At 31.0% G+C, this 13,848-nt stretch carries 10 protein-coding genes; 9 read left to right on the forward strand and 1 reads right to left on the reverse strand.

Features of this window, described 5'->3' with window-relative positions; all coding sequences use genetic code 11:
* Positions 1 to 67: 67 nt before the first annotated feature.
* Positions 68 to 3,499 carry a T9SS type A sorting domain-containing protein gene (locus H9I45_RS05945; protein WP_088353164.1) on the reverse strand — a complete coding sequence of 1,144 codons (3,432 nt, stop codon included), beginning with the start codon at positions 3,497 to 3,499 and terminating at the stop codon, positions 68 to 70.
* Between the two features lie 165 nt (positions 3,500 to 3,664).
* Between H9I45_RS05945 and H9I45_RS05950 the strand changes: the two genes are divergently transcribed.
* From H9I45_RS05950 to fucP, 9 genes are all read left to right on the forward strand, one after another.
* A complete protein-coding gene (locus tag H9I45_RS05950) occupies positions 3,665 to 5,131 on the forward strand; it encodes a sulfatase (protein WP_088353165.1) in 1,467 nt (488 codons plus the stop codon).
* A 58-nt stretch (positions 5,132 to 5,189) separates the two neighbouring features.
* A complete protein-coding gene (locus H9I45_RS05955; RefSeq protein WP_140422729.1) occupies positions 5,190 to 6,788 on the forward strand; it encodes a sulfatase in 1,599 nt (532 codons plus the stop codon).
* A gap of 90 nt (positions 6,789 to 6,878) precedes the next feature.
* Positions 6,879 to 7,748, forward strand: coding sequence for an AraC family transcriptional regulator (locus H9I45_RS05960; RefSeq protein WP_088353167.1), 870 nt, complete (start codon positions 6,879 to 6,881; stop codon positions 7,746 to 7,748).
* A gap of 106 nt (positions 7,749 to 7,854) precedes the next feature.
* A complete protein-coding gene (locus H9I45_RS05965) occupies positions 7,855 to 9,174 on the forward strand; it encodes an L-fuconate dehydratase (RefSeq protein WP_088353168.1) in 1,320 nt (439 codons plus the stop codon).
* Between the two features lies 1 nt (position 9,175).
* Positions 9,176 to 9,952, forward strand: a complete 777-nt coding sequence (locus H9I45_RS05970; protein ID WP_088353279.1) for an SDR family NAD(P)-dependent oxidoreductase — start codon at positions 9,176 to 9,178, stop codon at positions 9,950 to 9,952.
* A gap of 73 nt (positions 9,953 to 10,025) precedes the next feature.
* Positions 10,026 to 10,877: a fumarylacetoacetate hydrolase family protein gene (locus H9I45_RS05975; RefSeq protein WP_088353169.1), complete on the forward strand. Its 852-nt coding sequence runs from the start codon at positions 10,026 to 10,028 to the stop codon at positions 10,875 to 10,877.
* Positions 10,877 to 11,707 (forward strand): amidohydrolase family protein, encoded by an 831-nt coding sequence (locus H9I45_RS05980; protein WP_088353170.1) that lies wholly within the window; start codon positions 10,877 to 10,879, stop codon positions 11,705 to 11,707. Before H9I45_RS05975 ends, H9I45_RS05980 begins: the two co-directional genes overlap by 1 nt.
* 4 nt (positions 11,708 to 11,711) lie before the next feature.
* Complete coding sequence (locus H9I45_RS05985; RefSeq protein WP_088353171.1) at positions 11,712 to 12,491, forward strand: L-fucose dehydrogenase; 780 nt, start codon at positions 11,712 to 11,714, stop codon at positions 12,489 to 12,491.
* Positions 12,492 to 12,493: 2 nt separating this feature from the next.
* Entirely contained in the window at positions 12,494 to 13,834 is a 1,341-nt protein-coding gene (gene fucP, locus H9I45_RS05990; protein WP_088353172.1) for an L-fucose:H+ symporter permease, read from the forward strand.
* Positions 13,835 to 13,848 lie beyond the last annotated feature (14 nt).

Here is a 13,848-nt window from a genome sequence, read left to right on the forward strand (position 1 = left end):
CTCTTCAAATAAAAAAAAGCCTTTAAGTTTTTATACTTAAAGGCTTTTTCTATCTATAAAAATATCTTTAATTCTTTATAATCTTCTTGGTCATATTCAAGTTATTATCACCTTTAATGGTAACAAAATAAACTCCTTTTGCACCTTTAATAGTAAAGTTTACATTTTCTGTATCTGAATATTCTTTAGACGAGATTCTCTGTCCCAATAAGTTTATCAATTCAACTTTAATATTTGTTTGAATTGAATTAAACTTAATATTTACAGAATTTTTTGTTGGATTTGGATAGAAATTAACTAATAATTCCTCTTCTTTATCAACAGACAACGTATTATCAAAAGTTCTTCCAATAACTTCAATTTCTGCAAACTTTAATTTACTATTACCATCGCTAGAAGAATGAATTCTCATATATCTTCCTTTTGCATTTAAGTTATTTCCAGAAAATTTTCTTGTTGGAGTTCCGTTTTTTTCAAAAGCGTAATCTGCATTATCTTCAGATTGTTTAAATGTTGTTCCTGTAAAAGGAGTATCTGCAATAAAAACCGTAAAATTTTTAAATTCTTTTGAAAGCGTTTCAATACCTGAACCATTCAATTCTACTGTGTTCCAAATATCGAAATAATCGATTGTTTTTAATTCGCCAAAATCTAAATCGTAATAAGGTTCAGATTCATTTTTAGTTTGAGAGAAACTACCAACAGGCAATAAGTCTCTTTGGTAATATTGTGCATTTATTCTACCATTGTTGTTACCATCTATTGCTTTTTCTGGGCCTAAAGTAATACTTACAGTATTATGTGTACCATCTGTATAACTTAAATTACTTCTTGTAGAACTTTGAGAAACTGTTGCAAATCTCGAAATAATTTGGTTTTTTGGAGCCAATGCACTTGCAGGTTCTACTGTTGCACTTGCAAAAACTCCAGAATTTGGCGCGTTTTTAATTCTTACTCTTACAGGGAAAGTCGTGTATTTAAAAGTACGTCTATTTGGTAAACTTTCATTAATGATAAAGTATAACTCATCATTATTTTCTTCATCTTTAAAAACTCCATTTACAGAAAGATATTCTTCAAATTTTGCTTTTGATGCAAATTGATAAATTCTTTTTGGATAACCATATCTTAAATCTCCTTGTGCTAATGCTTGTTGAATTCCCATGTTATAACTTCCAAAGTCGTCTGTTATAATTCCATCAACTTCAAATTTTAAAGCATCATCGCCAGTTACATTGTAATCAATTTCTAAAGTAGAATCGTCTATAACTGTAAAAGTTGTAGGTCTCGAAGAAATTTCATCTGTATTTAAATGAATGGCGTTATCTGCATGTTGTTCATAATTAAAACTTGCATTTTCTGATGGATTATCTACTGTAAGCTCATAAAACTCACCAACATTTTTTGTTTTTAAGTTTACAAAAAGCCAAGGTGTAAAACCATTATTTCTTGTTTTTGGTCCTTGAGAGTTACTTAAAACTACTTTCGAAACTTGAATTCCGTTTTTTAAATCTTCTAACGTAATGTTTTCAAAAGTCTGATTGTGTGAGTGTTTCCACATATCAATTCCCAAAGAATTATTTGCATTTTTTCCAGAAATATAAACATCTTTAAAAGAATAATCTGCTTGATAATTAATTAGAAAACCAGTGTTGGCTCCCCAGACTTTAAATTTATCAAAAATAGAACGCGATTCGTGATTTACACCCATATCTCTTTCAATAGAACGTAAACCAATATTAGAATTTATTACAATCGTGTTTTCCATTATTAAAGATGCTTCTACAGGCATAACTCCATCTCCTTCTTTACTATAACCGTTTTTACTTAACGGAAAATTATCCACTTCATATTTAACTCCTCTTGTTTTGGCCAATGCTTCAGCATCTAACCTGTCTAAATTATTAATAGAATTATTCATATTAATAACTGCAACGCCTCTTTTAGCATTTGCAATTACGTTGTTTTTACACAAAACTGCACGTCCTTTCATAGCTAAACCATCTCCAGAATATAAGTAATCATCATGATGTAAGGAAGCTGTATAAGGGTCTGTAGTATGACCTTCTTTAATATCTACAACCAAATTATTGTTCCAAGTTCCTGTTTCACTTCCAGTTTCAGAAACAATTCCTGCACCAGTAACATCGTACACAACATTTTCTGAAACATTGGCATGAGAATCGTGATGTGTAATTCCCCAACCTGGATTATCCCAAACCACATTTCCTGTAACTTGTGCCATTTTTGCACCAAAAACAGTTCCTAATTTGTGTAAATGAATCGAATAACGACCTCTTGGGTTTGTCATTTCGTTTTTAGGAATTGCTCTCATCTCTGCAATTTCTTGTCCTAATGGAGAAATTTTAGAAATGAAAACCTTAGGTTCTAACCAATTATTCCAGATAAAATCGTCTAATAATTGTGATTTATCTGTTCTTCCTAATCTTTTAAATTGCGTATTTTTTATTTGCACATTCGTATCATTATGCATCGCCATTACATGACCTCTTTGATGTACATTGGTTGTTGTTGGAGAACTAAAAGTAATGTTACGTGTTAAATTACCAACGTAACAGTGTAAGTCTTCAGAAGGTCTGCCTTCATGATTTTTATTTAAACTAGATGTTAATGTTATTGAAGTTCCAGAAATAGACTGAATCTTTACTTGATCTTCTCCATTACTAGAACCTGTTGCATTACCACCACTTGTAATTATAATGTCGTCATTAGTTTTCCAACCATCAGGAATTTCTGCTAATTGAATTACATCATTTCCTTTTTTTGCATCAGCAGACAATGGTACCATATTTAATTTTTCTTGCCCAATAATCTCCAATTGCCCCATTGTTACCATACCTAAACTTAATTGTTTAGGATCCCAATTGTAGCGTCCAAGAACTCCAGGTCCATCATCTATGGTTGTTCCAGCACTTTCTGTAATACTAAAATTACCATTATTGGCTTCTTCTATAGTATTGTACCTATCTGTTCCTGTACCAGTTCTAGTTTTAAAAGTTACCACTCCATTATCTCTAAAATGCGTTTTTGCATCTGTAGACCAAATACTATTACTATTTGCTCTATAAGCTTCAATATCAAAAGGAGCAATTTCTACATCAATTTTACCATCATTTTCTCCATTTGCTAAAAACTTAACGAATGAGCCATGAATTGCAAAAAAAGTATCGAATTTTAATTTTGTGGTTTGATTTGCATTTGTTTGTGTACAATTAAAAACACCATCAACTCTAATTGCAAAAATATGCACAGAAGAAGAACCTTGATAATTTACAGTTCTTTCTTTAGGAATGTAAACAATTGCGCCTTCTGTTGGTACTTCATTTTTATCCCAAGTAGATGCTGTAAACCAAGAACCATCATTAACAGCTTTGTGTGTTGCTAAATTAGATGGTATTGCATTCATCAAATCCATTTGAGCCGATGCTGAAGAAACAACTAATAATAGAAATATTGTAAAAGAGTAAATTTTTTTCATGGTCTTTATAATCTTGTTGTAACAAAAATAGTTATATAATGCTTTTTTTAGGTTTCATAATCAACACATGAAGTCTAACAATTGTCTGTTATAAAACTACTATTGACGATTTTGAAACCGATTCTTTTAAAATTAGTTTTAATTTTGGATGTGATAGTTAGGTTTATGAAATTTAGATTTTTAATTCAAATTGGTTTTTTAATATTGATAGTATCTTGTAAAAAGAATGCTCTTAATACTGAAATATCAAAACCAAACATTCTACTTTTATATATGGATGATTTACGTCCACAATTAGCAAGTTTTGGAGCATCACAAATAATTTCTCCGAATATTGATGCACTTGCAAAAAAAGGAATTCAATTTACAAATGCGTATTGTAATGTACCAGTTTGTGGTGCTTCTAGAGCAAGTATGTTAACTGGAATGTTGCCGACAAAAAATCGATTTTTAAATTATGATACGTTTGTAGAAAAGGAAACTCCAAATGCAATTACTTTACCTCAACTTTTCAAAAATAATGGGTATACAACAATTTCTAATGGAAAGATTTATCATCATTTAGACGATAGAGCAAATGATTGGAATGAAGTTTGGAGACCTTATGCTTTTGATAAAAACGATAAAAATTTAGCACCAACAGATTATTGGCAATCGCTTTGGAAAGATTATCAAAATGAAAAAAATATTGCAGAATATAAAGAAACAAATACAGGTCCTGCTTATGAAAGTGCACAAGTAAATGATTCTATCTATATTGATGGATTAGTCACAGAAAAAGTAATTAGAGATTTAAAAAAACTAAAGAATTCTGATAAACCTTTCTTTTTAACTGCTGGTTTTATTGCACCACATTTACCATTTAATGCACCAAAGAAATACTGGGATTTGTATGATAGAAACACAATAAAACAGCCAGAAAATTACAATTACATTCCTAAAAATGCTCCAGAAATCTCTATAAGTACTTGGGGAGAAATGCGTATGTATTCTCATATTCCAAAAACGGGACAAGTTTCAGACAGTATTGCAATTAATTTAATTCACGGTTATTATGCTACAATTAGTTATACAGATGCTTTAATCGGACGAATTTTATCAGAATTAAAAACCCAAAATTTAGAAAAAAACACCATTGTTATTTTGGTTTCAGACCATGGTTATAATTTGCAAGAACATACTCAATGGGCGAAATTCACTAATTATAATACGTCAACTCAAGTTCCTTTAATAGTTTACAATCCGTTTTCAAAGATTCAAGGAAAAACAAAAGCGTTGACTGAATTAGTAGATCTATATCCTACTTTGGCGGAGCTTTGTAATATAGAAGTTCCAAAAAATCAGTTGGATGGAAAAAGTTTAATTTTTAATTTAGAAGATCTTTCAAAAAAAGGAAAAGAAACAATTTTCATTAAAAAAGGAAATGGTTTTACAATAAAATCGCTTAACTTTAGCTATACAGAATTTATAAATGCTGAAGATAACTCAACAATAACAACAATGTTATATGATCATAAAATTGATAAATCTGAAAATGAAAATGTAGTAAACAATCCTAAATATGCTGAAACAGTTGCACATTTAAAATCAGTTTTACACACAAAATATCTTTCAAATATTGAAGGAAAATAAAAAACTATTAAACTTTGGCTCGATTTTAGAGTCTAAAATATTAAATACAATTAAAAATATGAAACATAAAATTATTCTATTACTCGTTGCTTTTTTCGCTGTAAAGTCAATAAATGCACAAAACACAGACAAAACAAAACCAAATGTACTTTTAATTTGTATTGACGATTTAAGAAATAATTTAGGTGTTTATGGAGATGAACAAGCCATTACTCCTAATATAGATGCGTTAGCAAAAAACGGTGTAACTTTTAGAAATCATCAAGTGCAATATGCAGTTTGTGGACCATCAAGAGCTGCTTTAGCAACAGGTTTAATGCCAGAAGAAACAGGTGTTATTGGTTTTAAACCCATCAGAAAAAAATTGACAGATGTTATTTTTTTACCTCAACATTTTAAAAATAATGGGTATACAACTGCTGCAGCAGGAAAAATTCACGACCCAAGAACTGTAGGAGATCCAAAAAGTAAAAGTAAAGATGGAGATGATGCTGCCTCTTGGACAATTCCTTATTTAGCGCCAAAAGGTGGACATCATCCAAAAGGTGTTGCACTAGATTTTCAAGATTTACCAGATGAAGAGTATGTAGATGGAATTATTAGAGTCGAAGGCGTAAAATTATTGGAACAAGTGGCAAAAAAAGATGCGCCGTTTTTTATGGCAATCGGCTTTAAAAAACCCCATGAACCTTTTATTGCACCAAAAAAATATTGGGATTTGTATAATAATACGAACTTTAAAGTTGCTGCAAATCAAAATGCTCCAATTGGTAGAGAAGATTTAAAAACGTACGTTCCTCATGGAAAAGATGTAAAACAAAACATGAATGCTGAAACTGGACGTATTAATGAAGATTTTCAATTAAAATTAAAACAAGGGTATTATGCATGTACTTCTTTTGTAGATGCACAAATTGGTTTGGTAATTGAAAAGTTAGAAAAACTAGGAGTTGCAGACAATACAATTATTGTGCTTTGGGGAGATCATGGTTTATTTTTAGGAGAACATGGACGTTGGAATAAACACTCGAATTTAGAAGTAGCTTCTTCTTCTCCATTAATAATTATCGATCCAAGAAATAAAAAAGCAAAAGGAGAAACTTTTTCTGCGGCTTCAACTGTAGATATTTATCCAACTTTGTGTGAATTGGCGGGTTTAGAAATCCCAGAACAACCAAAAAACGCAAAAAAATCAACAGGAAGAGCTATTAAAGGTAGAAGTTTAGTCCCAATCTTAAATGACACAAATGCACAAGTAAAAATTGGTGCAATTACTGTTTATAGAGGTCAACGTGGATTGGGTTATGGTTACAGAATAAAAGGAAAATATAGGTATGTAGAGTGGGTTAATAAAAAAATTGGAGAAACTTTTTACGAGTTATATGATTATGAACAAGACCCGAATGAAACAAGAAATTTGGCAGTTACAGAAAGAGAAGCGTATGCTCCTTTATTACATAAATTCTCAAGAAATATAAGAAGTTTTGGCGAAGCAGATGGTTGCTTGGCATTATTAAAAACAAAACCTTTTGAGCTAAAAGATAAAAGTAGAATTTTAGTGAGAGATGCAGATGGAGATGGAATTCCAGATGATAAAGAAAGTAATAAAGATTCTAACGGAAATGGAATTTTGGATTATTTAGATGCCGAAAAATAGAAATTCTATTTTCTTAAAAATTTCATCTTAACTAATACTTTTTTTGCATTTTTAACTAATAATTGAATTTTTATCATTAATTTAGAATTAATGAAACTACATTTATTAGATAGAAGCACCAATAACACAGCAATTTCTGTAAGAATTAATAGTTATCCTAATTTTTTAAAAATTTGGCACTATCATCCTGAATTAGAATTAGTAACGATTTTAAAAAGTAAAGGTACGCGTTTTATTGGGGATAGTATTAAGAAATTTCAACCAAAAGATGTGGTTTTAATTGGCAAAAATTTACCTCATATGTGGTTAAATGATGCTAATTATTTTGAAGAAAACAGCAAATTAAAAGCTGAGGCTATTTCAGTTCATTTTAAAGAAAATTTTTTAGGAGATTCTTTCTTAGATTTACCTGAAATGAAATCAATCTCGCAACTATTTGAGAAAGCCAAACAAGGTATTTATTTTAAAAATGTACCTAAAAAATTAAGACAAGATATAAAAGCTTTAACTACTTCATCCGACTTTTACAAAACACATCAATTTATAGATATTTTACACAAGCTTTCTAACCACAAAAGCTATAAACTTCTAGCTAGCTCTGGCTATATTAACTCATTACAGAAAGAAGATTCAACCTTATCAAATCAAGTAATTGGGTATATTTTTAAAAATTTTAATCAAGAAATTAGTTTAAGCAGTGTTGCACAAATTGCAAATATGAATACTGCTGCTTTTAGTAGATCTTTTAAACGTGTACATCGTAAAACGTTTTCGAAATATGTTAACGAAATAAGAATTGGTTATGCTTGTAAATTACTTCAAGAAAATGAATTAAATATTGCTACGATCGGTTATGAAAGTGGATTTAATAATCTATCTAATTTCAACAGACAATTTAAAAAAATAAAGAATATTTCTCCTTCATCTTATTTAAAAAAACATACAAATCATACTAAATAGATAAATTAAAACATATAAATGCAAAAATAGTATTAGTTTATGTTGAATTTGTGGTGGACTTTATAAGTGTTCTAAATTACATTTGTAAAGCTATAAAATCTATATAATGAAACAATCGATTACCATAACTAAAGTAGTAACAAAAGATGTACGTTTTCCAACTAGTGATTCGTTGGATGGTTCAGATGCAATGAACCCAGACCCAGATTATTCTGCTGCTTACGTGATTCTAGAAACAAATCATCCAGAATTAGAAGGTCATGGATTAACATTTACAATTGGTCGTGGAAACGAATTATGTGTTGCTGCAATTGAATCTTTATCTCATTTAATCATTGGAAAAACTTTGGAATCTTTCACCAAAAATATGGGTGATTTTTGGAAAATGATTACAGGCGATAGCCAATTACGTTGGTTAGGTCCAGAAAAAGGAGTGATTCATTTAGCAACAGGAGCTGTTGTAAATGCAGTTTGGGATTTATATGCAAAAGCAGCAAAAAAACCTCTTTGGAAATTAATTGCAGACATGTCTCCAGAAGAATTTGTAAAATGTGTTGACTTTACTTACATCACAGATGCAATTACACCAAAAGAAGCGTTGGAAATTCTTCAAAAGAATGAAACTACAAAGCAAGAACGCATCAATAATTTATTAGAAAATGGTTACCCTGCTTATACCACATCTGCTGGTTGGTTGGGTTATAGTGACGATAAAATGCGAAGACTTTGCCAAGAAGCAAAAGCGGAAGGTTTTAAACATATGAAAATAAAAGTCGGTTCCGATTTAAAAGATGATATGCGTCGTGCGCAAATTATTCGCGAAGAAATTGGAGACGATTTACAGTTAATGATGGATGCTAACCAGAAATGGGATGTAGATGAAGCAATAGAAAATATGGCTTCATTGAAAAAATTTAATCCTTATTGGATTGAAGAACCTACAAGTCCAGATGATATTTTAGGACATGCAAAAATTGCAAAAGCAGTTGCCCCAATTAAAGTAGCAACTGGCGAGCATTGTCAAAATCGTGTAATGTTCAAGCAATTAATTATGGCAGACGCTTTACAAATTTGCCAGATTGATAGCTGTAGAGTTGGTGGCGTAAATGAAATTTTAGCGATTATTTTAATGGCTGCAAAATATAAAGTTCCTGTTTGTCCACATGCTGGAGGAGTTGGTTTGTGCGAATATGTACAACATTTATCTATGATAGATTATATCTGCGTAAGTGCAACAACAGACGATAGAATTATTGAATATGTAGATCATTTACACGAACATTTCTTCGAACCAGTTGTAATTAAAAATGGTGCTTACATGCCACCAAAACAACCTGGTTACAGTATTACAATGAAACCAGAATCTTTAAAAACTTATAGTTTTCCAAATGGAGAAGTATGGGCAAAAAAACTTCAATTACAATAATATGATATTTAGTTTAAAAGGAAAAACAGCGATTATTACAGGTGGAGGAAGTGGTATTGGAAAAGCAATTTCTAACACATTTGCTAAACAAGGTGCACATGTTTGTATTCTAGATTTTAATGAAGAAAATGGGACTTCAACAGTTACAGAAATTGAAAATAATAATGGAACTGCCAGTTTTTATAAATGTGATGTTTCAAATCAAGAACAAATAGAAAATATTATTTCAGAAATTACGAACAATCATTCCATAAATATTTTAATCAACAATGCAGGAATTGCTCACGTTGGAAATATAGAAAACACAAATTCCGAAGATTTAGATCGTTTATACAATGTAAATATTAAAGGAGTTTATAATGGAATAAAAGCAGTAATTCCTCATTTTAAAAAGAAAAAAAGTGGTGTAATTATTAATATGGCATCCATTGCATCTTCTGTCGGAATTTCTGATCGATTTGCATATTCTATGACGAAAGGAGCTGTATTAACCATGACATATTCTGTCGCAAAAGATTACGTTACTCATGGAATTAGATGCAATTGCATTTCTCCAGCACGTGTTCACACACCATTTGTTGATGGATTTATAAAACAAAATTACCCAGATAATCAAGCAGAAATGTTTGAGAATTTATCTAAAACACAACCTATTGGAAGAATGGGAAAACCAGAAGAAATTGCAAATCTTGCATTGTATTTATGCAGTAATGAAGCTTCTTTTATTACTGGAACAGATTTTCCAATAGATGGCGGATTTATTAAATTAAATGGCTAATTTTAACAACTAATACTCTAATATGTTTTAAAAAATCTATTAGATTTAATATAAAAAATTAAAATACATTAAAATGAAACTCATAAGATTCGGAACAGAAGGAAATGAAAAAGCAGGACTTCAATTAGAAAACAAAAGAATAGATGTTAGCGCTTTTGGTGAAGATTATAACGAACGATTTTTCGAAACTGACGGATTAAACCGTTTAAAAAATTGGTTGAAAACAAACGAATCTAATTGTCCAACGATTGATGATTCTGTAAGATTAGGTTCGCCAATTGCAAGACCATCGAAATTAGTTTGTGTAGGTTTAAACTATGCAGAACACGCAGAAGAAGCAGGTATGAAAGTACCTAATGAACCAGTATTATTCTTTAAATCTACAACTGCGATTGTGGGCCCTAATGACGATGTTACAATTCCTAAAAACAGTTTAAAAACCGACTGGGAAGTAGAATTAGCCATCGTAATTGGTAAAAAAGCATCGTATGTAAACTTAGAAGATGCAGAAGATTATATCGCTGGTTATGTGTTGCATAATGATGTTTCTGAACGTGCTTTTCAAATTGAAAAAGAAGGTCAATGGTGTAAAGGAAAAGGTTGTGATACATTCGCGCCTCTTGGACCTTTTTTAGCAACAAAAGAAGAAATTAAAGACCCAAATAATTTACACTTATGGTTGGAAGTTAATGGCGAACGTTTGCAAGATTCATCAACATCCGATTTTATTTTTAACGTACAAGAAGTAGTTTCTTATATCAGCCAGTATATGACATTGTTACCTGGAGATGTTATTTCAACTGGAACACCATTTGGAGTAGGTTTAGGTTTCAATCCACCAAAATATTTAAAAGCTGGTGATGTAATGCGTTTGGGAATTGAAGGTTTAGGAATTTCAGAACAAAAAGCAGTAGCTTACAAATAATGAAAATAGACGCACATCAACATTTCTGGCAATTTAATCCGCAAAAAGACACCTGGATTACTGATGAAATGGCTGTGCTTAAAAGTGACTTTTTACCTGAAGATTTAGAACCTTTATTAAGACAACATCAATTGGATGGTTGTGTTGCAGTTCAAGCAGGTACTTCAGAAAAAGAAACGCTATTTTTATTAGATTTAGCTGAAAAGAATTCGTTTATAAAAGGAGTTGTAGGTTGGTTAGATTTATGTGATGAAAATATTCAAGAGCGATTACACCTTTTTTCTTCTTATAAAAAATTAAAAGGGTTAAGACATATTGTTCAAGCAGAAGCTGATGGTTTTATGCTTCGTAAAGATTTCCAAAGAGGAATTTCAGCTTTAGAAAAATATAATTTTACGTATGATATTTTAATATTCCCACATCAATTAGAAGAAGCGATTGAATTGGTTCGAACATTTCCGAAGCAAAAATTCATTTTAGATCATTGTGCAAAACCGTACATTAAAGATGAGAAAATAACGGTTTGGAAAAATCATATTGAAAAATTAGCATCATTTAAAAATGTAGCTTGTAAAGTTTCAGGTTTAACTACAGAAGCACATTGGAAAACTTGGAAAAAAGAAACCATAAAACCATATCTTGATGTGGTATTCAATGTTTTTGGAACTAAACGTACCTTATTTGGAAGCGATTGGCCTGTTAGTTTATTAGCTGGAAATTATGCGAAAACAGTAAATTTAATTGAAAATTACATCCAGCAATTTCCTAAAACAGAACAACAACAAATTATGGGATTGAATGCCAAAAACTGGTATTCTTTAGAGAACTAAAATTATGGATTTAAAACTTAAAAATAAAGTTATTATTGTTACTGGTGGTTCCAAAGGAATTGGTAATGGAATCTGTAATGTCTTAGCAGAAGAAGGCGCAATTCCTGTAATTATTGGTAGAAATAAGCAAAATGTTTTAGATGCTGTTCAAAAAATAAAAAATAATGGAGGAAAAGCTTTTTATGCTTTTGCAGAATTAACAAATAAACAAGCTTGTGAAGACGCAATAAATTCTGTAATTAAAGAGTTTGGCAGAATTGACGGATTGGTAAATAACGCAGGTGTTAACGATGGTATTGGTTTAGAAAACGGAAATTACGACGATTTCATGACCTCCATTCAGCGAAATGTAACACATTATTATGCAATGGCACATTTTGCGCTGCCAGAACTTAAAAAAAGTAAAGGAGCCATTGTAAATATTGGCTCTAAAACCTCGGTAACAGGTCAAGGAGGAACTTCTGGTTATGCAGCTGCTAATGGTGCAAGAAATGCATTAACAAGAGAATGGGCTGTAGAATTATTACCTTATAAAATTCGTGTAAATGCTGTAATTGTTGCAGAATGTTTTACACCATTGTATAAAAAATGGTTAGATACTTTCCCAAATCCCGAAGAAAAATTAAATAGTATTACCAAAAACATCCCTTTAGAAAATAGAATGACAACAGATAATGAAATTGCAAATACAGTTGCTTTTTTATTGTCAGAAACATCAAGCCACACAACAGGACAACTCGTTTTTGTAGATGGTGGATATACTCATTTAGATCGTTCAATATAATTATGAAAAACACCTCAAAAATTCCAGTAGTTTCCAAAAAGGTATTAATTCCTTTTATTTTAGTAACTTCTTTGTTTGCTCTTTGGGGCTTTGCAAATGCAGTTACAGACCCAATGGTAAATGCTTTTAAAAAAGTATTAGAATTAACAAACACTCAAGCTTCATGGGTTCAAATGGCTTTCTATGGAGGTTATTTCTGCATGGCAATACCAGCAGCTTTATTTATGCGTAAATACTCATATAAAGTTGGTGTATTAATTGGTTTAGGTTTGTATGCTGTGGGTGCTTTATTATTTTATCCAGCAGCAATTACAGAACAATTCTGGTTTTTTTGTTTAGGGTTATATGTATTAACTTTTGGATTGGCATTTTTAGAAACTGCAGCAAACCCATATATTTTAGCAATGGGCGCCAAAGAAACTGCTACCCAACGTTTAAATTTAGCACAATCTGTAAATCCTATTGGGTTGATTGCTGGTTTATTAGTCGCAAAGTTTTTTGTGTATGACAATTTACAATCAGACGATATTGCAAATTTTGGCGCTTTAGACGAAGCAAAAAGAGCAATGATTAAAGTAGCAGATTTAGCTGTAATTCGAGATCCTTATGTAATATTAGGATTGGTTATTTTAGTAGTATTCGTTTTATTTTTAGTAAATAAAATGCCTCAATCAAAGGAAGAAGGAACAATGCCTAGCTTAGGAGAAACATTTAAAAAACTCTTAAGCAATAGAAAATATGTTTTGGGTGTAATTGCTCAAATACTATATGTTGGAGCTCAAATTATGACTTGGACTTACATCTATCAATATGCAGAAGCAATAGATTTAGCAAACGCAAATGTTGTTGGTTATGAAAAAATAGATGTATTTACCTATCAATTTATAGCATTTGTATTATTTACAGTAGGTCGAATTGTTGGAACAGCAATGCTACGTTTTATGAGTCCAGGAAAACTATTAATGTCATTCGCTTTACTTGCAGGCGTATTTGTATTAACAGCAATATTTGTTGATGGAATTTTCGGATTGTATGGTGTTGTAGGCGTCTCTTTTGCAATGTCTTTAATGTTTCCAACAATTTATGGAATTGCCTTAAACGACTTAACCGAAGAACAATCTAAAGTAGGCTCTGCAGGATTGGTTATGGCAATTGTTGGTGGTGCTTTACTCCCAATGTTGCAAGGTATTATTATAGATGCTGGAGGAAGAGGTGTTGCAGATACTAAAATATTAGGGGTAGCAGAAATTAACTTTTCGTTTATTCTTCCCTTAATATGTTTTGCTTACATAGCTTGGTATGGTTTAACAGTGTTTAAAAAATATGAAGCAATAAATCAATAATGTATAAAACTTAA

Source organism: Polaribacter haliotis (assembly GCF_014784055.1).
Classification (GTDB): Bacteria; Bacteroidota; Bacteroidia; order Flavobacteriales; family Flavobacteriaceae; genus Polaribacter; species Polaribacter haliotis.